Annotated in this window: 22 protein-coding genes; 3 read left to right on the top strand and 19 right to left on the bottom strand. The window is 48.2% G+C overall.

The features are described 5' to 3' along the window. The first annotated feature begins 423 nt into the window (after positions 1 to 423). The gene (hemH, locus tag NST94_RS06660) at positions 424 to 1,437 is read left to right on the top strand and encodes a ferrochelatase (RefSeq protein WP_175617361.1); all 1,014 of its coding nucleotides are present in this window, start codon (positions 424 to 426) and stop codon (positions 1,435 to 1,437) included. 93 nt (positions 1,438 to 1,530) lie between these two features. Here the strand turns inward: hemH and NST94_RS06655 are convergent, their stop codons facing one another. The 18 genes from NST94_RS06655 to NST94_RS06570 all read right to left on the bottom strand — a co-directional run bounded on the left by NST94_RS06655 (position 1,531) and on the right by NST94_RS06570 (position 22,473). Beyond that, positions 1,531 to 1,983 carry an IDEAL domain-containing protein gene (locus NST94_RS06655; RefSeq protein ID WP_076125508.1) on the bottom strand — a complete coding sequence of 151 codons (453 nt, stop codon included), beginning with the start codon at positions 1,981 to 1,983 and terminating at the stop codon, positions 1,531 to 1,533. 357 nt (positions 1,984 to 2,340) lie between these two features. Then, on the bottom strand, positions 2,341 to 4,158 hold the full coding sequence (locus NST94_RS06650) for an adenine deaminase C-terminal domain-containing protein (protein WP_339248753.1): 1,818 nt from the start codon (positions 4,156 to 4,158) through the stop codon (positions 2,341 to 2,343). 234 nt (positions 4,159 to 4,392) lie between these two features. After that, complete coding sequence (locus NST94_RS06645) at positions 4,393 to 5,625, bottom strand: alanine--glyoxylate aminotransferase family protein (RefSeq protein ID WP_339281803.1); 1,233 nt, start codon at positions 5,623 to 5,625, stop codon at positions 4,393 to 4,395. A gap of 34 nt (positions 5,626 to 5,659) precedes the next feature. After that, positions 5,660 to 6,916 carry a M20 family metallo-hydrolase gene (locus tag NST94_RS06640; protein WP_076305465.1) on the bottom strand — a complete coding sequence of 419 codons (1,257 nt, stop codon included), beginning with the start codon at positions 6,914 to 6,916 and terminating at the stop codon, positions 5,660 to 5,662. Next, positions 6,913 to 8,307, bottom strand: a complete 1,395-nt coding sequence (locus tag NST94_RS06635) for an allantoinase (protein WP_339281802.1) — start codon at positions 8,305 to 8,307, stop codon at positions 6,913 to 6,915. The genes NST94_RS06640 and NST94_RS06635 overlap by 4 nt, the downstream gene beginning before the upstream one ends. A 33-nt stretch (positions 8,308 to 8,340) precedes the next feature. After that, on the bottom strand, positions 8,341 to 8,715 hold the full coding sequence (uraH, locus tag NST94_RS06630) for a hydroxyisourate hydrolase (protein WP_076125436.1): 375 nt from the start codon (positions 8,713 to 8,715) through the stop codon (positions 8,341 to 8,343). Beyond that, positions 8,715 to 9,665 carry a factor-independent urate hydroxylase gene (gene pucL / locus NST94_RS06625; RefSeq protein ID WP_339281801.1) on the bottom strand — a complete coding sequence of 317 codons (951 nt, stop codon included), beginning with the start codon at positions 9,663 to 9,665 and terminating at the stop codon, positions 8,715 to 8,717. Before pucL ends, uraH begins: the two co-directional genes overlap by 1 nt. Positions 9,666 to 9,708: 43 nt before the next feature. Beyond that, complete coding sequence (gene uraD / locus NST94_RS06620) at positions 9,709 to 10,221, bottom strand: 2-oxo-4-hydroxy-4-carboxy-5-ureidoimidazoline decarboxylase (RefSeq protein ID WP_076286310.1); 513 nt, start codon at positions 10,219 to 10,221, stop codon at positions 9,709 to 9,711. Positions 10,222 to 10,225: 4 nt separating this feature from the next. Then, on the bottom strand, positions 10,226 to 10,762 hold the full coding sequence (locus NST94_RS06615; protein ID WP_339281800.1) for a (2Fe-2S)-binding protein: 537 nt from the start codon (positions 10,760 to 10,762) through the stop codon (positions 10,226 to 10,228). After that, the gene (gene pucD, locus NST94_RS06610; protein ID WP_339281799.1) at positions 10,749 to 13,043 is read right to left on the bottom strand and encodes a xanthine dehydrogenase subunit D; all 2,295 of its coding nucleotides are present in this window, start codon (positions 13,041 to 13,043) and stop codon (positions 10,749 to 10,751) included. The genes NST94_RS06615 and pucD overlap by 14 nt, the downstream gene beginning before the upstream one ends. Before the next feature lie 34 nt (positions 13,044 to 13,077). Next, a complete protein-coding gene (locus NST94_RS06605) occupies positions 13,078 to 13,977 on the bottom strand; it encodes an FAD binding domain-containing protein (RefSeq protein WP_076125444.1) in 900 nt (299 codons plus the stop codon). A gap of 58 nt (positions 13,978 to 14,035) precedes the next feature. Then, positions 14,036 to 14,965 carry an ABC transporter permease gene (locus tag NST94_RS06600; protein WP_042185778.1) on the bottom strand — a complete coding sequence of 310 codons (930 nt, stop codon included), beginning with the start codon at positions 14,963 to 14,965 and terminating at the stop codon, positions 14,036 to 14,038. Positions 14,966 to 14,968: 3 nt separating this feature from the next. Continuing rightward, a complete protein-coding gene (locus tag NST94_RS06595) occupies positions 14,969 to 16,111 on the bottom strand; it encodes an ABC transporter permease (protein WP_339247119.1) in 1,143 nt (380 codons plus the stop codon). Beyond that, positions 16,108 to 17,640 carry an ABC transporter ATP-binding protein gene (locus tag NST94_RS06590; RefSeq protein WP_076185401.1) on the bottom strand — a complete coding sequence of 511 codons (1,533 nt, stop codon included), beginning with the start codon at positions 17,638 to 17,640 and terminating at the stop codon, positions 16,108 to 16,110. The genes NST94_RS06595 and NST94_RS06590 overlap by 4 nt, the downstream gene beginning before the upstream one ends. Positions 17,641 to 17,749: 109 nt before the next feature. Beyond that, positions 17,750 to 18,910, bottom strand: coding sequence for a BMP family ABC transporter substrate-binding protein (locus NST94_RS06585; RefSeq protein ID WP_339281798.1), 1,161 nt, complete (start codon positions 18,908 to 18,910; stop codon positions 17,750 to 17,752). Between the two features lie 254 nt (positions 18,911 to 19,164). After that, positions 19,165 to 19,743 (bottom strand): NTP transferase domain-containing protein, encoded by a 579-nt coding sequence (locus NST94_RS06580; protein ID WP_339281797.1) that lies wholly within the window; start codon positions 19,741 to 19,743, stop codon positions 19,165 to 19,167. After that, a complete protein-coding gene (locus NST94_RS06575; protein ID WP_339281796.1) occupies positions 19,679 to 20,803 on the bottom strand; it encodes an XdhC family protein in 1,125 nt (374 codons plus the stop codon). The genes NST94_RS06580 and NST94_RS06575 overlap by 65 nt, the downstream gene beginning before the upstream one ends. Before the next feature lie 95 nt (positions 20,804 to 20,898). Next, on the bottom strand, positions 20,899 to 22,473 hold the full coding sequence (locus NST94_RS06570; RefSeq protein ID WP_339281795.1) for a PucR family transcriptional regulator: 1,575 nt from the start codon (positions 22,471 to 22,473) through the stop codon (positions 20,899 to 20,901). A gap of 424 nt (positions 22,474 to 22,897) precedes the next feature. On the opposite strand from NST94_RS06570, the gene NST94_RS06565 reads away from it, so the two are divergent. Beyond that, a complete protein-coding gene (locus NST94_RS06565; protein ID WP_339281794.1) occupies positions 22,898 to 23,050 on the top strand; it encodes a hypothetical protein in 153 nt (50 codons plus the stop codon). A gap of 45 nt (positions 23,051 to 23,095) precedes the next feature. Next, entirely contained in the window at positions 23,096 to 23,437 is a 342-nt protein-coding gene (locus NST94_RS06560) for a hypothetical protein (RefSeq protein ID WP_339281793.1), read from the top strand. Here NST94_RS06560 and NST94_RS06555 read toward each other — a convergent pair. Further along, positions 23,380 to 23,646, bottom strand: coding sequence for a hypothetical protein (locus tag NST94_RS06555; RefSeq protein ID WP_339247106.1), 267 nt, complete (start codon positions 23,644 to 23,646; stop codon positions 23,380 to 23,382). The two genes, NST94_RS06560 and NST94_RS06555, sit on opposite strands and share 58 nt — an antisense overlap. Between the last annotated feature and the right edge of the window lie 578 nt (positions 23,647 to 24,224).

Genomic DNA, 24,224 nt, shown 5'->3' with positions numbered 1-24,224 from the left:
TGATATGTAGCTTTTTGTTAACCAAACCTTTTTCCTACGATGCCCCTTCTCTTCTTATGAAGCATAACTTCTCTCTTCATAAGAACTCATCCCCCCTCTCATGCCTTTACACGCTCGATTTTCAATAAAAAATAGCTTGAATCTATTTCATTTCTTCCTTTTAACACAAAGCTGTATAAAAGGTGAAATAATTCACATGAGTTACTATAAAAACACTTACACCCGTTTTCCATCAATTTCTGGTTTGATACTACCAGACCTTTCTGCGGTTCTTCTGTATCGAAAATCACACACCCTATAAGAAACATCACTATTTGCGATTAAATTTAATTTATACGCGCAAAGTGATCTCAATAACTGTGCATTCAAGGCTAGCTATGCTATTTTAGAACGATCTCTTATATGGGAAAGGAGTTCTGTGCTTTGAGCAAACAGCCACCTATTGGAGTTATACTCGCCCAAATCGGTACCCCTACTGCACCAACTGCAAAAGCTGTACGGCCTTATCTGAAACGTTTTTTATCAGATCGCCGAATCATAGATTATTCTCCTCTGCTGTGGCAGCCTTTGCTGCGAGGTGTCATTCTGCGTTCACGTCCACGCCGGTCCGCTGAGCTGTACAGTCAAATATGGACAACCGAAGGATCACCATTGCTCTTTCACTCTTTAGCTCAGCAATCTGGATTACAAGAACTGCTGGGTCCACGGTATCAGGTAGAGCTTGGATTGGCTTATAGCGAACCCAGCATGGAGCAAGCGATGGCGAAATTCGACACCGCCGGAGTTACCCGAATTATCATTGTGCCGCTGTTTCCGCAATATTCGTCCACGACTACCGCGTCCGTATTCGATCAGGCCAGCTTTGCAGCCTTAGGTCGCCAAAGCTCCACTGGACCTGTAACTAAACGTCTGATTCCGGCTCTAAGATTTATTGATGCCTACTATAATGAGCCCGGTTATATTTCAGCCTTGAAGTCACACCTACTGCGTCAAATGGAGATTCTGAGCAAAGAACCTGATTATTTTGTACTGACCTTCCATGGGATTCCCAAACGGTATGCGGATACCGGCGATCCCTACCCGCAGCAATGTATGGAAACCGCGCATCTTCTTGCTTCTGCTATGAATTGGGAGCCCGAACGCTGGCAGCTTAGTTTTCAATCACGTTTCGGACGAGAAGAATGGGTAGGACCCTCTACTGCGGATGTTCTGGGAGAGCTTGCCGGACGAGGAATACGTAAGCCTCTGATTTTTTCACCGGGTCTTGTGACCGATTGTCTGGAAACGCTGCATGAGCTAGCCATAGAAGGACGAGAACAATTCGAGGCTGGTGGAGGACAAGCAGAGGAATTTATGGCAATCCCCTGTTTGAATGACCATGAGGATTGGCTTGATTTTTTGGCTGAACATGTAGAAAAAAACGCCCAAGGATGGTAAATCAAAAAAAACCGTCTTGTCCACAGATCATTTCTGTTGCAGACAAGACGGTTATCTATATCAATTGTTAAGCATGAAGAATCGAAAGGATACTTATGCTGTAAGCTGCTTATATTTCGTAGTCAGTTCATGGAACCACTGCTTGTCCTGCAAGGTCAACGCAAAATCAATCAGCTCGGCAATCTCACTCGGCTGTAAATCTGCTGAGTCATTAAAGGATACTTCAGCCGTAGCTGTAGCTGCGCCATTCCCATCCTCTGCGTAATCATAAGAAAAACATAACTTAATGTCACTTTCCAGAAATTCATTACGAAGGAAATATAATACCTCACACATTAACACAGGTCTAACATGATCATCAAAGACACATTCCATAACCTTTGCCCAATATTGCTGGTTGTTGAGGTGTAACTTATCATTAGTTAAGAGATATTTCTCACCCTGAAAATCGGTGACAAATCTCAGTTCAAGCGGCTTCATCTTAAAAATAGTAGCAATTTGCTTCATGCTAATATTCAAAATATCTTGCGTTTCTAGTCTGATCATCTCTCCATGCACCTCGTCCCTCTTAGTTGGGTTATTCGAAACCTGCCATTATCTATAATTCTTTATATGCCATTAATGTAAAATTAACTCCATTAATTCACTTTAATTTTATCTAATTTAACATTATTATCGTCACCTGACTATGCTTTATTTATATTTTTTTAGGATTTCGCTCAGAAAAATGTTTCATTCTCTAAAAATCTGTTTAATATTATTGTTCATTACAATAAGATGTATAAAGATTACGCAACATGTGAAGCTTTTGCTTTCTTATATTTAAACAAAAAAACTGTTCTGAAGGGTCATTACGACCTCAGAACAGTTTTTTGCATTAGGATTATACTTCAGTTAATTTACTTAAACAAACAATGGCACTAACTGTATTCCCTCGGGTGAAATCCGTACGAGTCCTTTATCTGTGATACGTAACGTTGGGATAACCGCCAAAGCAAGCAGCGATAAAGTCATAAACGCGTAATTCAAAGTACAGCCGGCATCATACAACGCTTTGCTGATCGCAGCTGATTTCTCAGCAGCAATTTCAAATGGCTCTGTAGACATTAGGCCTGCAATGGCCAACGGGAATAACGTTTCTCCACTAGATGTAATTACGGCGACCCCACCCTGAGCGTCCGCCACCGCGTTCGCAGCTTTGGCCATTAGCTCATTATCATTGCCGATGACGAGTACATTATGACTATCATGAGCAACAGTCATTGCGATAGCAGCCGGTTCTTTAAAACCGATGCCTTCCACAACAGCCACTGATTTATTTCCTGTTCCTTTATGCCGTTCGAGTACAGCGATTTTACACAGACCCTCTACAGCATTTACATCCAGCTGCCCTGCTACTACAGGTACCGAAACCATACGTTCAATGGTCTCCACATGATTTTCTCTTACTTTAATAACTCTTGTAGTAAGTTCACCTGTTTCAATTGGAGCCGCGATAATAAAATCTTCGGCGGTAGGACGCTGTGGCAAATGAACCGAAGCCAAAACTTCCTCTGGATATGAGAATTTAGCAAGCTCTGCCGTCATCACACCGTTTTCGGCAACGACTACACCAGCAGCAATCGTAAGTACCACGTGAACATCGGCCAAATTCCCGTCCAGCAGAATAATATCCGCAAAAGAACCTGGAGTAATAGATCCGATATCCTGAGACAACCCAAAACGCTCTGCCGTATTAATAGTTGCCATTTGGAAGGCTGTTACTGGCTTCACGCCTTGAGCAATCGCATGGCGAACAACGAAATCCATATGACCTTCATCCCGTAACGATTCCGAGCTGCGGTCGTCAGTTACCAGCATCATGCGACGCGGGTCAAGTCCACGCTCTGTATGAGCGGTGATGGTCTTGGCAACATCATGCCAAGCCGAGCCCCGGCGCATTTTGGCATACATCCCCAGTCGAACGCGCTCAATCACATCGTCTGCTGTAACACACTCATGATCACCAGTCACCCCTGCCGCAGCATACACTGGCAGTCTCCAGTCGCTGGAAGGCCATGTGAAATGACCGTCAACAAATCTACCTGCCCGCAGCGTAGCTTGAATCTCTCCAAGCATTTTCTCATCGCCGTAAACAACGCCAGGGAAATTCATCACTTCGCCCAGAGCAATCACATCTTTGCCCCACGTAAAAGCTTCGGCAACTTCTTCAGGACCAATTGAGGCACCCGTTGTCTCGAATTCCGCACCTGCCGCAGGCACACAAGAAGCCACCTGCATGTAAGCAGCTAACGGCGTCCCCCGCATCTCATCCAGCATCAATTGAATACCCTTCAGCCCGAATACATTAGCAATCTCATGTGCATCAAAGAAACCACCTGTTGTGCCAAGCGGCAGAACAGCGCGGGAAAATTCAGTAACGGTTAGCTGGGTGCTCTCAATATGGCAGTGGCCATCGAGCAATCCCGGAGCTATATACTTGCCGTTCGCATCAATAACTTGCGTTCCTTCGCCAATCATATGTGTCACATCTTTACCAACATAAGCAATTCGTCCACCTTGAACACCAACAGACATTCCTTCTAGAATTTCACCAGAGCATACGTTGACCAGCTTTCCACCTGTAATTACCAGTGTTGCCGGTTTATCGCCTCTTGCCGTAGCCACAAGCTCAGGGACACAATCCGCTAAAGGCTTTCTTGTAAAAGTTGTCATCTTCATCTCTCCCCCGTTAGTATCCAAGTGTTGTCTTGATGTAGTGAATAGATCCGTAATCATAGAGGATTGCCTAACTATTAAGCCTAGGATAATATAGTTGCGCAGGTCTGTATTTGTAAGAAAAAACGGCTCAATCATCCCTGTAGATGATAGCCGTTTACTTATTCCCAAAGATTGTCCGAACCATCCGGACAAGCCCCTGTTTTTACTCTCCCGCCATCCGCTCTATTCCAACGATTATCTTACTTTTGCCTCATATACGTCAAGTGCTGCCTGAACCCCAAACCCGCAAGGCCCCTTAAATCCATGACGCTGTAATGCGGCTTCCAGCGCTCCAAGCAGCCGCAACACGTTATTCTCACGACAGCTAAAACCCATCGTACCGATGCGCCAGATCCTTCCCTTTAACGGTCCAAAAGAACTGGCAATTTCAATTCCGAACCGCCCCAGCAGCAGCGAACGGACAGCTTCCCCATCTATCCCCTCAGGGATCAGCACACAGGTAACAACAGTAAGCTTGCAGGAAGGATCCCCGTATAGTTCTAAACCCATAGCTGTTAATCCAGCTACAAGTGCTTTTTCATGGAGGATATGTCTGGCGAATCGGGCATCCAGCCCTTCTTCAAGGGTAAGCCGCAAGCCCTCCCGCAGTGCATAAAGCATTGAGGTCATCTCTGTATGATGATTGAGACGTTGTGGACTCCAGTAATCCTGAAGCATGCTGAGATCGAAATAATTACTGCGGACAAAAGATAAGTCACCTGGCTGGACATCACTTGCTCTAATCCCGCGTTCTACTCGTTTTCGGGTCATGAGCTTAGCTTCAGCACGATCATTATACGTTATCGGTGCCATTCCGGAAGGGACGGACAGGCATTTCTGTGTACCGCCAACGACGGCATCCAACATCCAAGCATCTGTCTCGACAGGAATGCCCCCAATGGTTGCAACTGCATCGACTATGAATAAAGTATCCATCCGGCGGCAAGCTCTACCAATTTCCGCGAGTGGCTGCACACGTCCTGTAGAGGTCTCCCCGTGAACCATTGCCACCACATGTGGCTTAAAAGTCTCCATAGCTGCTATCACTTCATCCGGCTCAAACACACTCCCCCATGGCTTTTCCAACACGAACACCTCAGCGCCACATCTTTCAGCAATCTCATGCAATAGATGTCCGAAGCGGCCAAAGATCGGAATCAGCACACGCTCACCCGGCAGGATCAAACTAACCATCACAGCTTCAATTCCAGAACGGGAGGTACCATCGATAGGGTAAGCCCATGAATTACGAGTAGCAAACAGCTCCCGCAGCATTTCCATCGTTTCATTCATAATAGAGGTGAACTCTGGATCAAACTGACCCAGCACCGGAAAAGACATCGCCCGCAGTACACGCGGATCTACCTCGACCGGACCCGGAGTCATAATACAGCGTTGGGACGGCGACAAATCTTCATAACGCTTCATGATGATCCTCCCTTAAAAGTTCGGCGAACTCTTTTTAATAAGCTAACTCATATAACATCGCAGTCAGAACCTCAAGCCCAGCAACGAGCTGCTCAGGGGAAGTATACTCTTCCGGAGAATGGCTGATCCCAGCTCGGCTTGGCGCAAATATCATCGCAGTAGGGCAACGCGGCGCAAACAGCTGGGCGTCATGTCCCGCTCCACTTACCATCATGCGGTACGTCTTCCCCTGTTGGCGGCAGATATTTTCCAGCATTGCAGATAGCTTCATATCCATAGGCGCAGGGACTGTATTGAGCACGGATGTAACCTCAAGAGTCACCCCACGTTTAACAGCAATTTCATTACATTCCGCAAGAAGCTTCTCACAGAAACGTTCCAGTTCGTCCTCTTCACTATGGCGGATATCTAGTGTAAAAAGAACCTCACCCGGGATCACATTTGGCGTATTCGGATACACCTCAAGCTTACCCGAGGTTGCTACAAGAGGTTCACCAGTAGTTTTAGCAGCACTTTCAAGCACGTACAGCATTTCAACCGCACTAGCCAGTGCATCCTGCCGCATAAACATCGGTGTCGTGCCTGCATGATTAGCAATACCACTGACCTTGACCACATATCGTCTCTGGCCAACAATCCCCTGAACTACGCCTATCTGAGTGTCCGTCTTCTCCAGAATAATCCCCTGCTCGATGTGCAGTTCTACAAAAGCACCAATATCATTTCTGACTCCAGTCCGCTTAGAAGCTTCCTCCTCCGTTATGTCCTGTAAGAAGCTGGATTCCGTCATTGCTGCCTGTAATGTCACTCCCTCTGCATCCATACAGGTCTCGGCCTCGCTTCCGTCATACCTTTCCGTGACATGGCCCGAACCCCAATAAGCAAGCGGAAATCGGCTCCCCTCTTCTTCACAAAAAGATACGACCTCAAGCGTCCGCTGCGGCTGGCCAAAGTTCCTCTGCAAATCTTGAAGCGCAATCATAGCCGCAGCGATTCCATAGGCACCATCATATTTTCCGCCATTGACTACAGTATCGATATGCGATCCGGTTAAAATAACCTTTTGCTGCGGATTGCATCCACTCAATCGTCCATATACATTGCCAACCTTGTCTATGGAAACTTCTAAGCCGAACCCAGCCATTTTTTCCCGCAAAAAAATCTGCGCCCGGCTCCATTCCTCCGTATATAGCAGTCTAGTAACTCCTGGCCCAGGTGTGCTGAATGCCGCCAGCTCCTCCAGCAGCTCCAGCAGTTTCTGAGTCGATGCTTGAACTCTGCAATCATTCATAGGCTGTACTGCTCCTTCCTAATTCGCAGCCACTGTCCACCTCCCTCACTGATCACTCCTTCTTCAGAGGTATAGATCACATTCCCGCGACAGATCGTAGCAACTACCTTGCAGGATAAAGTTCTTCCGATGTAGGGGCTGTGCTTGTGGCGATACAATAAATCCTCCGCAGTCAGCGTATAGGTTGTGCTTGGATTCATCAGAACTAGATCGGCATCTAGACCTAGAGCTATAGCGCCTTTGCGATGCTCTATTCCAAAACGTTTTGCGGGTTGCCCTGCAAGCAGACTGGAAATTAATGTAACATCCAAACCCCGCACATTCACGCCTTCATGGAACATAAGCTCCAGACTGCTCTGCGCACCCGAGATCCCACCCCAAGCTGCAAAAAAAGACAAGTCCGGCTTCACCTTCAATTCCGTTGGACAGGGGGAATGATCCGAAGCAATCAGATCGATTTTGCCTTGGGCCAGCATCTCCCATAACTTCTCCTGCTCCACCGCACTTCGCAGCGGAGGCGCACACTTCGCCACAGGGCCTAAAGCCTTCATATCATTTTCAGTGAGGACCAGATAATGGGGACAGGTTTCGGCCGAAACGTCCAGACCTCGAAGCTTAGCTTCATAGATTTTCTCAATGGCAGCAGCCGTGCTAATATGAACAAAATGCAACCGGCAGCCCGTACGTTCACTGTACAGCAGCGCCCTGGACACTGCCTCCAGCTCTGCTTCAGCAGGGCGGCAAGCCGCAAAATCACAGGCACTGCTTCTGCCATTTCGCACTGCATCTGCGGTCAACACCGCCGTGATAGCCTCACTTTCTGCATGCAGCGCCAGAATCCCGCCCAGAGAAGCGATTCGCTGCATCCCTTGATAGAGTGTATCCTCATCCACTTCACGGAATCTGCCTTCGCCCTCCCCTCCAGGATTGGAGAGAAAGGCTTTAAACCCAGTGACGCCAGCGGCTGCCAAAACTTCTAAATCATCCAGATTGCCGGGAACGAGCCCACCCCACAGCACATAATCAACGGCAGAGTTTCCAGCCGCAGCATCTACCTTTTGACGAAGCGCAGCCTCGTTCACAGTAGGTGGATTGCCGTTAAGCGGCATATCTGCATAGGTTGTGCAGCCGCCAGCTGCCAATGCCGCAGAACCGCTGCGAAAGCCTTCCCAATGTCCAAACGTTGGTTCATTAAAGTGGACATGCATATCAATCATACCGGGGAGCACATAGATCCCCTCTGCGTCGATGACTTTGGTTAGCGGCGCAAGCGAAAGTTCCTCTCCAAGTGCGACAATCTTACCCTCTGATACTGCAATATCCAGCTTGAGTACCTGATCGGGCAGCACTACATTCCCGTTCTTAATCACAAGTTCATAGGATTCCTTCATGAGCTGCCACCTCCTCCGGTCGTCAACTTTCTCTTAACTTCCCCGATACGTACTATATCCACCAGGTGCTACTAGCAAAGGTACATGGTAGTGTTGCATGGAGCTCTCTATATGAAAGCGAATAGGTATCTGTTCTAGAAAAAAAGGCATCTCACGTTGAGTGTCTGCTGACGCTTTGGCATCCGCTCTACGGTAGTAATCGCCAACCATAAACAGCAGCTCGTAACATCCAGACTCCATTTCGTTTCCCTCCAGCAGCGGAGCATCCAGCCTCCCGTCACTGTTCGTGACTTCTTCACACAGAAGCTTGCTCATCCCATCCGTAAGCTTCCAGAGCTGAAGCGTCAGACCTGTAGCAGGAATCCCCCGCGACAGATCCAGCACATGGGTGGTAAGACGCCCGCTCATTACGCTATCTCTCCGGCCAGATCTGCACGGCTGACAGAAAAGCCCTGAAAGCCATAGGGTGGACGAGGTTCGGTGAAGACTCCACCTTTAGTTTCTTCAGGCTCAACAATGGTTTCCCAAGTCCGGTTATTGGACTCAAATGAAACGGTAGCCAGCTGAGGAAAACGGGACAATACGCGCAGCCCAATTTGATAAATCAACGATTGGATTGATGGACTGTTCAGCTCATGAAAAGCGTTATGGGCGATATCGCGAACCTGCTCCGCAGCCACATATTGGCCGAGATCTCCATCCAGAGCATGCTCAACACCACTGTAGGTCCAGTTAATATTCAGAAAAATATAAAGCGGACGGTCAAAGCTCTCCGGCAATGTTGTGTACTCATCACGGACGAATCCATAAAACGAGCTTCCACTCACTTTTATCAGCTGTAAATCCTTCAATCGGCATTCATGAGCGATAACCTCAGTCCCATTCTCTCCACGTTTTATAGTTAACGAAGCCGAATAAGATTCATTATTGGAGTGACGCAGTACTAAATGACTCTGTTTAAGCCCCTCAACCCCGAGCACCATCACCTGTTCAAAAGGTAACCGGTCTGCGGAAACTGAAACTGCGGTGACATGATCGTATTTATCGAGAAAACGGCTGCTTAGAAGCTGCAGTAGCCCCTCCGTTGTGCTTCCAGTGTAGTCCGCGGTATTGCGCAGGATAAAATTTTTCATAGAATCGGTAGCAACAACCATGGAATTATCCCCCTCTGAAAAAGAAGGAAGAAACGCTTCGCCCGTGACCGCGAATGTAATATTATGTGCGAATATAATGTTGTCGCAGCCCGTGAAGGAAGATTCGGGAACGGGGGTAACGGCCAGCGGTTTAGCATAGGTACGATAAGTTAGCACATCACTTTTTCCATAAAACATTGTACGTCCGTTAATTGGTTCCAGCATGGCTGACACCCTCCCCGTTTATGATCAATGAATGAATGAATAATTAAATAATTAAATCACTTAGGCGAAATCTCGTAATTGTACCGACTTCAGAAAAGGCTTGAACCCATTCCTCCTGAGGGGAACGCTCTACTCGCACTCCAATGGCGCTGATAATGTCATCTTTGTTTTTGCCACGAACAGCTAGAATAAAAGGGAAATGAAATTTGTCCGTATACTTTCGATTCAGATCATTTAATAGATTGAACTCTTCCGTTGTTAACCGATCCAGTCCAGCTCCCTGCTGCTCTGAGGCAGACAAAGCCGTAACTTGAAGCCTAGTCGCCAAATCCGGGTGAGCTTTTAATAGTCCCTCCATTCGGCTCCGGTCAGCACTCAGTACGGTCTGCATCATTGTGCTGTGCAAATGCTCTAAAGAATGGAACGGAATCTGCTTATAAGCCTCCTCTGCTACCCACGGTGAATGTTCAAAAATGCCGCCTAGATGCTTCACAAAATCCGTTATACTCATGGCATTTATCTCTTCCAACGCAAACCTGCCTTCAGAAACGACCATCCACTCAACCTCCAATAGCTTTGTTAACAGCTCGTAAAATACCACCGTACCCCGTACAGCGACAAATGTTACCCGATAAAGCTTCTTCCACTTCAGCCTGAGTAGGATGCGGGTTCTCTTCCAGCAGAGCAACCACCGAGATGACCATCCCTGGTGTGCAATAACCGCATTGGAACCCCCCCTCTTCTAAAAAAGCCCGCTGAACGGGATGCAGGCCTACTTCACTAAGACCCTCAATCGTTGTAATTTCCGCACCTGAGCATTGATAGGCCATGACCAGACATGAATTCACTGGACGTCCATCCACCAGCACCATACATGCCCCGCAGCGGCCAATCTCACAAGAACGTTTTGTGCCGGTCAGCTCCAAATCTTCACGAATGACCTTTAAAAGCCGGCGGGAGGGTGGAAGCTCCGTGGATATCGCTTTACCATTGAGATTGCAATTAAAGGTGAACCTTTCTTCTGCAAAAGCTTCCTCAGACGATAAGGGGTCAAGGTTATCTTCATCTAGATTGTGATCTGAATTATGGCTCGGCATGGATGTTCACCACCTTTTGTGGAATAAACGGTGTAGACTGCAGCCATTCGGGATCAATGGGCAGCTTGGTTACCCGCTTCCCTACAGCCTGAAATATGGCTGACACGACTGCCGGAGCTAAATTGACGGAACCCACCTCTCCAATGCCGCGAGGACCGTACGTGTCATGATCCGGCAAATCCTCTATCGGCTGCACCTGAATGCTGCCATTCATGTCGGCAATGGTCGGCACCAAATAGGTGTCTAAATTTTTGGTGACATAGCTGCCGCCTGACATCACAGCATCCTCTGACAAAGTGAAGCCTACCGCCATACTGCTGCCACCTTCGATCTGTCCAAGATAACCTTGCGGATTAGCCACCGGTCCCGCCGCTACCGCATGATATTGGTCCAGTACACGAACACGTCCTGTAAGCAGATTAACTTCCACACGGACCGCGATTGCGGAATAGGTGTATAGGAAATGTGCCCCCACTCTTTTAAAGGGTGTGGTTGGATAAGTAAACTTTGTATTACAGACAATGGGTTCTGAAATATGCTGTGCCAAGTCCTTGTAAGTCAGAAGCAGACCGCCGTCTTTTAGCCAAATGCCGCCAGGGCCGAGCTTCATTTCATAGTTATCCAGCTCTGGCTTTATCATCGCAGCTGCCTGCAGCACTCGAGCGGTGAAGTCTGGACGCAGCCGTTTTAAGGCCATCCACATCATGCTGGTTGATCGGGAAGCCGTACTAGATCCGCTATCGGGCACAACATCCGTATCGCCAATGACGATGCTTAGATCCTCTGCCGCCAAGCCAAACTGTTCAATCAGCATTTGTTCCATTGTTGCGATTAACCCCTGACCAAACTCCTCGTAACCAAACACCGCCTCAATTTTGCCCTCTAGCGTCAAAGAGAGCCTGCCACCCGCCGGATCGGGAATACCATAGCCAAGTCCTGCACCATGCATAGCTATAGCAGCACCCGTTCCAGTTACGATCCAAGGTTCCACAACACCTGAATCACTGTCTGTAGATGCGGCCTCAGTCATAAGAGGCGAACCCGCCAGCGCTTCCCACACCTGAAAGGCACCATCGGTCTGAGCAATTTCCTGACCCAGTGGCCCCAGATCTCCATATTTACGCAAATTGCGGCGGCGCATTTCCCACGGATCGATCTGCAATCGCTCAGCCAACCGATCGATTTGTCCCTCCAAAGCGAAAATCGCCTGATTGCCGCCAAAACCGCGAAATTCACCAGATACACCGTTATTGGTATATACAGCAAAACCCTTCACATCCACATGATCGATGATATAGGGGCCCATCACATGTTCTGTCGCGAAGTTGAGCACCTCCGCCCCCAGTGTTGCGTAAGCTCCCGTATCCGAAATAATTCTGACCTGATGTGCCCTGATGATTCCTTCGGGGTCGCAGCCAGTTTTCATGGTGATTTTCATGGGATGGCGTTTTAGTCCTGCACGTACCGATTCAGCTCTCGAATTATGCAGTCTTACCGGACGGAGTGTCCGCAAGGCGAGCAGCGCTCCATACGGCTGTACATTCAGCTCGTCTTTTCCTCCAAAGGACCCGCCGATAGGACTCGAGATGACGCGAATATCTTCTTGAGGAATAGCCAGAATTCTGGATAGCTGCAGGCGATCCATCAACCCATGTTGTGAAGCTGAATATACGGTAAGCCGTCCGTTATCCTCTGGGATAAACAGTCCACCTTCAGTCTCCATATAAGTGTGCATTTGGCGTGGTGTATAATAAGTCTCCTCTACCACATGACAGCAATCCGTAAATACCGCTTCCGGCTCCCCTTTCCGATATTCCGTATGATGAAGCACGTTTCCCTCGGCATGCAGCAGAATTGCGTCCTTTTTCATCGCCTCTTCCGGGTTCTCGAGTAAGGGTAGAAGCTCATAATCCACTTCGATAAGAGATAAGGCGTATTCCGCAATTTCGTCCGTCTCTGCCGCGACTGCCGCAATCGCATCGCCAGTGTAACGCACACGGTCACTGCAAAATACCGGTTGATGCGGCAAAGCTATGCCAAAGCCGTTAAGTCCGGGCACATCCTCATAAGTAATTACAGCGTGTACACCAGGGACTTCAACGGCCTTCTCAATGCGTATGGACAAAATACGAGCATGTGCCTGCTCACTGCGGAGCACGCGGCCGATCAACATTCCTTCTGCCCTCATGTCGGTCAAATACTGCAGCTTACCGGATACCTTGCCCTCTCCATCGGGTCGTGTACGCCAGCGGCTACCGCTGGATTCCTTATTCAGCAGCATTTTCCCTCTCTCCTTTCGTCGGGTTATTCACCTCTTAACTCCGTATATTCATAGCCTTCCACAGCTCAGATACAACCAAATTCCCAGCAGTCTTTTTCTTGTAAAGTTCTGTTGCAAAGGGATCACTATACGTCTCAAAGCTGTTCTCAACCTCTTCATATAAAGAAGCCAACAGCTCCTCTGTATACCTCACACCTTCAAGCATAACTTCAGCTCTACTTAGTCGCTGCGGCCGCCCAGAGCCCCCACCTGCGGCGATACGCACCTCACGGAAACGGAGTTCCTCATCGATTGATGCTGAGATTGCTACCGTTACAAGTGAAGGGGTGAACACTTCCCTGCGGCCAACCTTACGAAAAATTTCTAGCCTATCCGTTAACGGACTCTCTAAGCGAGTAGGTGAGATGCGAATCTCAGCCACAAGATCTGCCGCAGGTTTTATCCCGCTCCAGTGATTGTTTAGCCACTCTATCAAAGGTAGTGCCGTCATAAATTTGCCGTCAAAGGAGATTAACTCCGCGTCATAGACCAGTAACGCAGGTAGAATATCTCCGAAGCCAGAAGCGATATTGCCCCCGAGCGTGGCAAGATTACGCACCGACGGAGCCGCTATGCAACGTGCAGCCTCTTGCAGCGCAGGAGCCACGGCCTGCAAATGCTCATTACTGCGGCACTGGGAGAGTGGAACAAGAGCGCCCAGAGATAAGTGAAATTCCGTTAAGGTAATGTCGCCGAGATTTGTGATTTGCCGAAGATCAATCAGCTGTTTGGGCATATGATCCGTTCCATTTTCCCACCCTGTTCTCAGCAATGTTCCTCCTGCGACATATCGGGAACTGTCTCCAAACGCCGTTTTTCTCTCCCAAGCTTCGTGCAGGCTGTGGGGTTGAATTACTTCAGGTAGTCTTCCATCCTCTTCCCGTATAACTCCCATACACTCCGCCTCCCTTTTTGAGTACCAGATTGCCGCTTCCCTTCTCGTATAGCCTGCCTTAAAACCTTTGTTCCCGAATATAAGGAACTCCGAGCGCCTCCGGTGTACCGGATGGTTTGTTGCGATTGCGGTACCCCAGGTACATCAGGACCAGAATGGTCACAAGGTACGGAATCATTTTGAGAAAATAGGGCGGAACTGCACTGCCCAGCAATTGAATGCGGAAGCCAAGTGAATCCAATGCCCCAAAAAAGTAAGCGCAGAACAAGGCGCGCAGCGGATTCCATCTGGCAAAAATCACTAGCCCTACCGCAATCCAGCCTCGACCGGCTGTCAGCCCTTCATTCCAGGTTGGCGCATAGGCCAATACCATATCCGCTCCGGCCAGACCGATGAGAGCAGCACCGGTGATCACATAGCTGTAGCGGATAAGCTGCACACGGATCCCCATCACATCTGCGGTAGCCGGACTGTCTCCGACTGCCCGCAAATGCAGGCCCCATGAAGTGCGGTGAATTAGCAGATGCAGAGCAAGCACTAGCAGCAGGCTGAACCAGGTTAGGTAGTCCATGTTGCCGAATATTTTTCCGATGAACGGTACATTTTCCAGCCAAGCCAGATGCAGCTTAGGGGAGGTTCCCGGCAAAGGAATGCCGCTGATCGGTTTACCAAGATAAGCGCTCAACCCACTGCCGAACAAGGTCATCGCAAGACCGGACATCGTTTGATTCGCCCGCAAGGTCACACAGAGAAAAGAATGCAGCAAACCAAGCACAGCCGTTACAGCTACGGTAGCCAGCAGAGCCAGCAACAGGTTTCCGGAGCGAATATACACGATACAAGTGGTGACCGCCCCCATCAGCATCAGACCTTCAGCCCCAAGCTGTATAATGCCGGCTCGTTCATTTAGAATGCCTCCCAGCGTAGCCAGCAGCAGCGGGGTCCCTGCGGAAATAGCGGCAATAAGTAGCTGTGTTGTAAAATCCATCGTCTATCTCCCCCCTTTCAGCTGAACCCGGCTACGGCGAATGCGGAAACGATAGATCATATCGCCAGCAATCAAGAAAAACAGGATGGAGCCCTGCAGCATTTCTGATATCGATGAGGGCAGCCCGATGGTTTGAACACTATATCCGCCAACAATTAAGCCACCGAATAAAATAGAAGTAACGATTAGACCGAGTGGATTCAATTTGGCCAACCAAGCCACAATAATGGCGGTGTATCCATAACCCGGTGAAATGCCTTGCATCAGCTTGTGTGTAACACCGGAGACCTCCGCCATGCCAGCGATCCCGGCGAGCCCCCCACTGATCAGCATGACGATAATAATATGGCGCTTGATAGGAATCCCCGCGTATCTGGCTGCAACAGGATTGGCCCCGATCAGACGGAGCTCGTAACCCCACTTGGTAAAACGAATCATTAAGTAATAAATCACAACGGCGATAAGTCCAAATAACAATCCAATATGCAATCTTGTACTTCCGAGAACAGGCAGCGACTGAGCCGCAGTAAACATAGGTGATCCCGGGAAATTAAAACCTTTAGGATCTTTCCAAGGTCCGAATACCACGTAATCGAGCGCCAATAGGGCAACATAATTCAGCATTAATGAAGTGATTAGCTCATTCACTCCAAAATGCGTCCGCGGAATAGCAGTCAATAGTCCCCAAAGCGCACCCGCGGCAATCCCGAACAGCAGCATTAAGCTCAGGGACCAGAATGAAGGTAAGTCAGGAAAATAAATCGTGACCGCTGTGGCCGCCATAGCCCCAACGGTTAACTGGCCTTCTGCTCCAATATTCCATACCGAAATGCGGTAAGCCACAGCAATCCCAAGCCCACATAGAAGTAGCGGGATCGCTTTAACCATCGTTTCCGTGAGCCCATACGCAGTGCCAAATGCGCCACGGAACATTTTTTCATAGACCAGCACCGGATTCATACCATTCGCCGCAATAAATAGGGCACACAACAATAGCGCTAAAACTATAGATACAATAGGTGTCCACCAAGGAGAACGGATGCGGCTGGCATCGTATTCGAAACGTAGAGAGAATCGTTTTCCGGAGTGGGAGGAGAGGGGTTCCAGTACTGCTGCTGCGGTATTTCTTCCATTCTCCGGGCTCATACGGCGCTCTCCTCTCTATTATGAATACCAGCCATTAGTAGTCCGATGCTCTCTCGATTCGCTTCCTCATGTGTACTCTCACCAATAATTGAGCCGTTATAGATCACTAGAATCCGGTCGGACAACTGAAGCAATTCATCTAAATCCTCCGAAATTAACAACACGCCACTACCTGAACCACGCAGCTCCATAAGAAGGTCGTGAACACCAGCCGTGGCACCTACATCCAGCCCTTGTGTCGGATGAACGGCGACCATTAGCTTAGGCCGATGACTGATTTCACGTGCAAATAGCAGCTTCTGCTGATTACCACCTGACAACTGTTGTACTGGCGTCTCCAGCTCAGGTGTCTTGACGTTAAAGCGCTGGACCAGCTCCTGTGACCACAAACGGTTCTTCGCGGACTTCAAGAAACCAAATTTGGAGTGCTCCTCTGAGCGGTAAGACTTAAACAAAAGATTATCCACCGATCCGAGGCGTCCAGCTAAACCGCTCTTCATCCGGTTCTCCGGCACGTGGGAGATTCCTGAATCAATTGCCCCTCTAACCGAAGCCGATTTCACCGTCTTTCCATCAAACGTGATTTCACCACTTTTCCAGCCTCTAAGACCTGTTAACACTTCAGCCAGTTCCTTTTGTCCATTGCCAGCTACCCCAGCTACGCCTACAATCTCCCCTTTACATACGTTCAGAGAGAAGTGATCCAGTGCTTTTCGCCCGTGATCGGCATATACGTCCACATCTTTCACTTCTAATAAAGAATCCCCTTCAGTGGCTTCCCGTTCTTGACGGGTGATGGTTACTTCCTTGCCCACCATCAGACGAGCCAGCTCCAGTTCATCTGTATCTGCCGTGGTCAGTGTGGCGATCATTTTCCCTTTGCGCATGACGGAAATCCGATCGGAGGACGCCATAACCTCTTTCATTTTATGAGTAGTCATAATGACCGTTTTTCCTGCCTGCTTCATGACCCGCAGCGTTTCAAATAGCTGTTCCACCTCTCCCGGGGTCAATACAGAGGTTGGTTCATCCAGAATAATAATGTCAGCCCCGCGATACAGCGTCTTAACGATTTCAACACGCTGCTGCTCACCCACGGACAACTGCCAGATCGGGCGATCCACCGGGAAATTCAGTCCAAACCGTTCCGCTAATGCCTCGATCTCCTCGCGTTTGTTCTTCATCCACTTACGGCCGCGCCAGAAAGACGACTTTTCGCCAAGCACGATATTTTCTGCTGCTGTGAGGCTTTGGACCAGCCTAAAGTTCTGAAACACCATACCTACACCCAGCTGCGCAGCATCTTTAGGAGAACGGATCTGAGCACCTTTCCCATGAATGAAGATTTCTCCTTCATCTGCTCTGTACACCCCTGACAGCATGCTCATCACCGTGCTCTTCCCGGCCCCATTCTCCCCAAGCAACGCATGAATCTCACCCGCATTTGCCGAAAAGTCGACTTGATCACTGGCGGTTACCGAGCCGAATTTTTTCACAATCCCCCGCATTTCAACTGAAGTTCCCCGCATGGCCTGAACCCCTCCTTCCTTCAAGTTGTAGTACGGGTGGGGAAGTTTCCGCTTAACGGAACCCGCCCCACCCATAGATTGTGCACATCTTATTCCCTATTTTTAAACATTATTGCGGGATAGTTCCTTCCACACCTTTTACGAGCCAGTTCATGCCCAGCACTTCCTCCAAGGTCAGCTTCTGACCCTCCTGAACCTTCACATTCCCTTGATTATCTGAGATCGGACCTGTGAAAACCTCAAGCTCACCACTGATAATTTTGGCTTTGGCGTCTTCGACAAGCTTTTTCACATCATTTGGGATCTTGTTCCCGAAAGGAGCCAGCTCCACCATACCGTCAGCCATATCACCAGAATATTGCTCGCTCTTCCAGGTTCCATCCATAACTGCCTGCACAGCTTTTACGTAATACGGCCCCCAATTCCATACCGGGTTCGTCAAATAATTGTCCGGAGCGTATTTGCTCATATCCGAGTCATTTCCCCCGGCAAAAGCCCCTCGTTCAGCAGCAGCCTGCAGGGTTGCAGGTGAATCCTGATAGGCCAAAAGCACATCCGCACCCTTATCCAGCAAGCTGATTGCCGCTTGACGTTCAGTCGTCGGGTCATACCATGTATTCGTCCATACCACATTCACCTTTACATCAGGATTGACACTTTGTGCTCCAAGGGTAAAAGCATTCAAGTTATAGATCACTTCGCTGATCGGAAAAGCGCCCACATAACCCAGCTGATTATTTTTGGTCATTTTCCCTGCCGCTATGCCGCTCAGATAGCTGGCCTGATAGTTTTTCCCGAAGTAGGTCCCCATGTTCTCTGCGGTTTTGTAACCCGAAGCATGCAGGAACTTCACGTTGGGAAATTTGCCCGCTACATTTAATGTAAAATCCATATATCCGAAGCTCGTTGTAAACACGATGTCGTGTGATTGCGCAAGCTCTGTGATGATTCGTTCGGCGTCAGCACTTTCAGGGACATTTTCTACAAAGTCAGCTTTAATCCCCAGCTCCTTCTCCATATACAGCCGTCCTTGATCATGTTGGTACGTGTAGCCGCCATCCCCTGGAGGTCCGATATAAACAAAAGCAACCGTCGGTTTCTTTGCAGCCGGTTCTGTTGTTGCAGTTGCCTCTGTTGCCGCTGTAGTTGTCGCTGGTGCCTCCGTTGCATTTGTAGAAGTATTATTATTGCTGCCACACCCCACCAAAGCCACCGTCATTAGAACCATTAATGCAAGACAAGATGTTATGAACTGACCCCTTTTTTTCATAATTCTCCTCCTCCAAATCATCTCTCATCATGGCTGCAACCATTAATGTACTTCTACTATACTTAGAGGTGGCCTTGGCGTAAATTTATATAACATACGTTTGTATAGGAATATAAGAATCAGAACTTTTTTTGTGTGCAATGCACTAATTGGTTTTCGGAAGGTGAGTTACGTGTCATATTATATGACCGAAGGTGGAAAAGGAACACTATTTTAGATTACTTTTCAGATTACTTTCCAGACTATTCTTTACTTCACTTTCCATTTCTCAGAATCCATTGCTCCTGAATCTCACCAAAATCTTCTTTTGTATCTGCGTCCATGAAATAATGGGCAGACTCAGATTCCAGAACAATCCCCTTATAATCAGGTGAACGCAATATCCCCGCCGCTCCTCGATCTCCATCTAATCCCTGTAGTGCTGGAAACAACGTCTTCGAGAACAAAGCCGGGGGCATAGCCGACCCATTACTGACGCTAGCGACATAATCTATCTCCGGAGATTGTTCAAACGTTTGTATTAGACGGTTCACTAATGCTGTAGTAATAAATGGCTGATCCGCAAGCGCCACAACTACTGCATCGGGCTGTAAAGGTAATACCGCATTAAGGCCGCAGCGCAATGAAAAAGACAATCCTAGATGTGCGGTTAAGCAAGTTTCGGTACGTCTGGAGCCTTGCGGCTCAATCGCGGGTGGCAGCCATTCCAAGTTGTCATCCGCACGCACTACCACGATTAGCGGTTCTAGATTGCAACGATCCAATTCACTAAGCGCGACGCTCCCGAGGGAGACCTCCTGCGACAATTTCAGCGAAACCTTGGACACGCCCATCCGCCTGCTCTGCCCCGCTGCCAAATATATTCCTGCTACCTTCAATACTATCCGCTCCTTTGGGCAGCTCTCGTGAGCCCACCCTTCTAATTTGAATAATTTCTGCTATAATACTGACCGCAATCTCCTCCGGACCTTCTCCTCCAATCGGCAACCCTACAGGTGCATGCAAAGATGCAGGAGCCTCAAACCCTTCCAGTAAAAGAGATATTCGCGCCTTCGAACCGATAATCCCTATATATAGAGGAGCAAGCGGAATCACACTCTCCAGGAACTGTCTATCCCGCCCAAGTTGATGACTGCAAATCAATACATAATCCTCTCGAGCTACGCCCAATCGCTGAACAACCTCCATGGGGGAACAAATTACTTGTTCAGCTCGAGGAAACTTATTGTGCAAGCTTCCTTCACGCCAATCCGCAACCGCTACCCGAAAGCCAACTCTGTCAGCAAGTTCCGCAATAGGAACCACATCACGTCCCCCGCCAAAAATCACAAGCCGCGGTTTAGGCACGAAAGACGTATGGAATGCTGTCAATTCTGCTGGAGCGGCCATAAAGCGACCTGTCGCCAGGCTTTCTTTTTCCGAGTGGGATAATTTCGGATGTTTCTTGCTCTGCGGCAGTACAAGGTCTGGATCCAGCTCCAGCTTATAGGCAAAACCGTTCTCCACTGCTTCGCGGAACAGAATTAGCTTCTCTCCCCTAGCCAATCTGTCACTCGCCTGCACTAAAAGCTTGTAGAGCTGACCCTGCACGGGTTCAAGCACTACTTTGATTTTGCCTCCACAGCCGACAACCTCACCCCAGGACAGATCATCCGGAGACAGCATGTTGTATTCCACAATTTCGGGCAGCCCTCGTTCCCAGATCTCAGAAGTTCGCAGCTGCAGATCGTTTTCCAGACAACCTGGACTCAGGCTCCCAATCGTACCTCCTCCAAAAAACAACATCACCGCTCCGGGTTTACGATACGAGTGTCCCTCCACCTCTATCAGCGTTGCCAGCACCGCAGGCGCCTGATGGGTTTGAATATGCATTGCGATCTCATGTGTATTCACGAGGTTCCCCTCCTCCGTGTTTGCATTTCAATCCAGAACTTAGAACTTAGAACTTAGACCTTAGACTTTAAACCTTAGACCTTAGAACTCAGACCTTAGTCCCGTCCGAGCATCCTCCGAAACATGAATACTAACTTCAACCTCATGAGATCATTTATTTTTTTAAAATCCACGTCCAGCAGCTCACTAAGCTTCTCAATCCGGTAGGTAGCCGTGTTTCGATGAATAAACAGTTTCTTAGCCGTCTCATTAACATGACCATCGTTCTCTAGATAAACTTCCAGCGTCCGCAGCATTTCCCTGACATACTCCGGTTCTCGGCTAAGCAACCCTCTTAGACTTCCATTACAATATTTCTCCATAACCTCTGCCGGAATTTGCCCGAGCAGCAGGTTAAGCTCAAGCTGCCGGTAATGCACAACATTCTCTTTTACTCCCCCGCCCTGAAGCATTCCCATACAATCCTTCACCTCCGCAAAAGCCTCCTTCAGCCCCTCCGGCTTCGCTTTACAACTGCTTATCGCAGCTCGCGGATAATATCCCTTATCAAACTTCATGTTGTCAAAACAAACCTGGATTAGATCCCGAAATTGTTCAGGACGCTGACGATCTCCCGGATATAAAGACAAAAGTCCTTGATCTATAATCACATGAATTCCCTTTACTTCCCGCAGCCCGGGATGTTCAAGATATTCTTCTTTTAGCCTGAGCAGCTCCCCTTGGCGTTCTTCCCCAGTCGCAGCTGTATCGGTCAATAAGAGACAAAATGGTGATTGAAGCAGCTCAATCTCCAAGTCGAGAGCAGCCTGCGCCAAATCTGTGTAAGATAAATTACCACTCAAACAACGTCTCAGCAACCCGCTAAACTCCCTGTGTTCTGCCTGTTCAAAATAATCTTCGTATCCTGAATGAATATGATATGAAATAAGTTCAGCTCCCTGAACGAACAAACTTTCTTCCATTGGGAGCAATAAAGGGTCGATGGCACAAAACAATAGATATCCGGAACACTTCTCTCCTTGCAAAAGTGGCGTACGGTAGCTCACATGATCTCCCACACGAAAGCGCTGATTCCGTTTCTGCCATGGCCACCCCTCCAGCAGCTCTGAAGGATGGTATTCAGAGTTGTTGTAGATCACATCCCCCCGTGCGCTAACCACCACAAGTGAATGGCCAATCACTTCAGACACCGAGTCAAATAATGGACGGCTGCGGACAGATCTTAAGGCGAATTGCATCAGCTTTTTCTGCTTCTCCATAATGCTCTGCAGAACGTGAGTGCTGCGGCTAAGCTCGGCGCGAAACAGACCATTCATCTGATCCGAAAAAGTAAACTCGAACGGCAGCTGGATTAGAGGGAAGTTAAGACTCTCCGCTTCTGCGACCAGTTGCTCTGGTACTTCATCCCAAAACCGCCCCAGCTTAATGCCCAAGGCCGAAGATCCCCGGCGATTTAAAGTCTGCAGCAAGGCAGAGGCTTCCTCCATATTGTCCTTTATCAAGTAGGCTGTCGTTAGCAGCATCTCGCCTTCTTTGATCCAATCCGAGATATCGGGGGCATCCATCACATTAATTGACTTCACAATTCGATGTTTCCCTTTAGATCCAGCGATAAGCTTCGCCTCGGACAAAGGATAAATGGACAACGCTTCTTCAACCGTAAGATGCATGCCACCCCTCCTTATTAGGATCAATAGAACCATTTCTGATTTATAATGTTATTTTATGTAACATTATAATTAAAATGAACCGTGTTGAATAGAGGAAAGTTAAAATTTCATGATTGTATGTAAATAAAATTAACACAAAATGAACATGGATGATGAATTATGAATGATGAATTATTGAACTTTAGCTCATATCGTTCATGTGAACTGTATAAGGGGATTGGAAAATAGTAGGTGGAGTTGAGGGAGGGCTTTCGAGTAAAAACAAGTTTTTACGGGTTCAACATGGGAGTTGATGGGAGGGTATTCTCGGGCCATTCGCATTGGCCATCGGATCGAAGTCGCAGGCACACCAGCTCTGCAAGACGGGGAATTGAGCGGTGTAGGAGATCCGTACGAGTAGAGATAATACCACCCCACTGTAGCTGTGGCGGAGGTACAAGCGCTTATAGATCTACTGCTGCTGGTAGAAGTGGAGGGCTTTTTTGCCCTTCTTTTTGGCTGTTTGGCCGAAATCGCCGAGATGAAGGGCACTGTTGCCCTTCTTTTTGGCTATTCGGCCGGAATTGCCGAGGTGTGAGGCATTTTTGCCCTTCTTTTCAGCTATTCGGCCGGAACTGTCGAGATGAAGGGCACTTTTGCCCTTTTTTTCAGCTATTCGGCCGGAATTGCCGAGGTGGAGGGCACTTTTGCCCTTTTTTTCAGCTTTCCAGCCGGAATTGCCGAGGTGAAGGGCACTTTTGCCCTTCTTTTTGCCTATTCAGCCGGAATTGCCGAGATGAAGGGCACTTTTGCCCTTTTTTTCAGCTATTCGGCCGGAATTGCCGAGGTGGAGGGCACTTTTGCCCTTTTTTTCAGCTTTCCAGCCGGAATTGCCGAGGTGAAGGGCACTTTTGCCCTTCTTTTTGCCTATTCAGCCGGAATTGCCGAGGTGGAGGGCACTTTTGCCCTTTTTTTGGCTACATAGGCGTCTTTGCCACATTCTACGGGATTTATACCGTTCTTTTCATTTACTCGAGCCAATTCCCCGACTTCTACGGGATTTATACCGTTCTTTTCATTTACTTGAGCCAATTCCCCGACTTCTGCGGGATTTATACCGTTCTTTTCAGTTACTTGAGCCAATTCCCCGACTTCTGCGGGATTTATACCGTTCTTTTTAGCTTCTTTAGCCATTTCTCCGATTTCTGCGGGATTTATACCGTTCTTTTCTCTCCAGCGACGTATTCACTTAATTCCACTGGTCTTACACCACACAATCGAGCGCTGAATTTATCTTTTTCACACTACTGCCCCACTATTGAGCTAACTCCAACTACCTTAGTATTAAAAGCAACTCCACTAGGCTCCCCGGTGTCAATAAAACTAAAAGCAGGAGGGAATAACATGTGCATTTCGTTAATTTGTGAATGAATAAGTGAGTGTGGCGTTAGAGTGTATTGCTAGAATGTAATCCAAGAGTGTATTCCTAGAGTGTATTCCTAAAGTGTATTCCAAGAGTGTACTCCAAGAGTGTATTCCTAGAGTGTATTCCAAGAGTGTACTCCAAGAGTGTACTCCAAGAGTGTACTCCAAGAGTATATTCTTAGAGTGTATTCCAAGAGTGTACTCCTAGAGTGTATTTCTAGAGTGTATTCCTAGAGGGTAATGGAGGAGTACCGGTTAACAGTAACTAGAAAAGTATCATCAAGATATGTTGTTCAGTACCTTCAGTCTGTTTAGTATCGCTTTTTCAAGGCCGCTATACCCAGCTT

The organism is Paenibacillus sp. FSL H8-0282 (assembly GCF_037963825.1).
Lineage (GTDB): Bacteria > Bacillota > Bacilli > Paenibacillales > Paenibacillaceae > Paenibacillus_AQ > Paenibacillus_AQ odorifer.
This window is presented reverse-complemented; position numbering and strand designations above follow the sequence as displayed.

Bases quoted from the DNA above. Each gene is read 5' to 3' on its own strand.
- NST94_RS06655 (WP_076125508.1), bottom strand. From the start codon at position 1,983: ATGATCAGACTAGAAACGCAAGATATTTTGAATATTAGCATGAAGCAA.
- NST94_RS06650 (WP_339248753.1), bottom strand. From the start codon at position 4,158: ATGAAGATGACAACTTTTACAAGAAAGCCTTTAGCGGATTGTGTCCCT.
- NST94_RS06645 (WP_339281803.1), bottom strand. From the start codon at position 5,625: ATGAAGCGTTATGAAGATTTGTCGCCGTCCCAACGCTGTATTATGACT.
- NST94_RS06640 (WP_076305465.1), bottom strand. From the start codon at position 6,916: ATGAATGATTGCAGAGTTCAAGCATCGACTCAGAAACTGCTGGAGCTG.
- NST94_RS06635 (WP_339281802.1), bottom strand. From the start codon at position 8,307: ATGAAGGAATCCTATGAACTTGTGATTAAGAACGGGAATGTAGTGCTG.
- uraH (WP_076125436.1), bottom strand. From the start codon at position 8,715: ATGAGCGGGCGTCTTACCACCCATGTGCTGGATCTGTCGCGGGGGATT.
- pucL (WP_339281801.1), bottom strand. From the start codon at position 9,665: ATGCTGGAACCAATTAACGGACGTACAATGTTTTATGGAAAAAGTGAT.
- uraD (WP_076286310.1), bottom strand. From the start codon at position 10,221: ATGGTCGTTTCTGAAGGCAGGTTTGCGTTGGAAGAGATAAATGCCATG.
- NST94_RS06615 (WP_339281800.1), bottom strand. From the start codon at position 10,762: ATGCCGAGCCATAATTCAGATCACAATCTAGATGAAGATAACCTTGAC.
- pucD (WP_339281799.1), bottom strand. From the start codon at position 13,043: ATGCTGCTGAATAAGGAATCCAGCGGTAGCCGCTGGCGTACACGACCC.
- NST94_RS06605 (WP_076125444.1), bottom strand. From the start codon at position 13,977: ATGGGAGTTATACGGGAAGAGGATGGAAGACTACCTGAAGTAATTCAA.
- NST94_RS06600 (WP_042185778.1), bottom strand. From the start codon at position 14,965: ATGGATTTTACAACACAGCTACTTATTGCCGCTATTTCCGCAGGGACC.
- NST94_RS06595 (WP_339247119.1), bottom strand. From the start codon at position 16,111: ATGAGCCCGGAGAATGGAAGAAATACCGCAGCAGCAGTACTGGAACCC.
- NST94_RS06590 (WP_076185401.1), bottom strand. From the start codon at position 17,640: ATGCGGGGAACTTCAGTTGAAATGCGGGGGATTGTGAAAAAATTCGGC.
- NST94_RS06585 (WP_339281798.1), bottom strand. From the start codon at position 18,910: ATGAAAAAAAGGGGTCAGTTCATAACATCTTGTCTTGCATTAATGGTT.
- NST94_RS06580 (WP_339281797.1), bottom strand. From the start codon at position 19,743: ATGGGCGTGTCCAAGGTTTCGCTGAAATTGTCGCAGGAGGTCTCCCTC.
- NST94_RS06570 (WP_339281795.1), bottom strand. From the start codon at position 22,473: ATGCATCTTACGGTTGAAGAAGCGTTGTCCATTTATCCTTTGTCCGAG.
- NST94_RS06560 (WP_339281793.1), top strand. From the start codon at position 23,096: ATGAAGGGCACTTTTGCCCTTTTTTTCAGCTATTCGGCCGGAATTGCC.
- NST94_RS06555 (WP_339247106.1), bottom strand. From the start codon at position 23,646: ATGGCTAAAGAAGCTAAAAAGAACGGTATAAATCCCGCAGAAGTCGGG.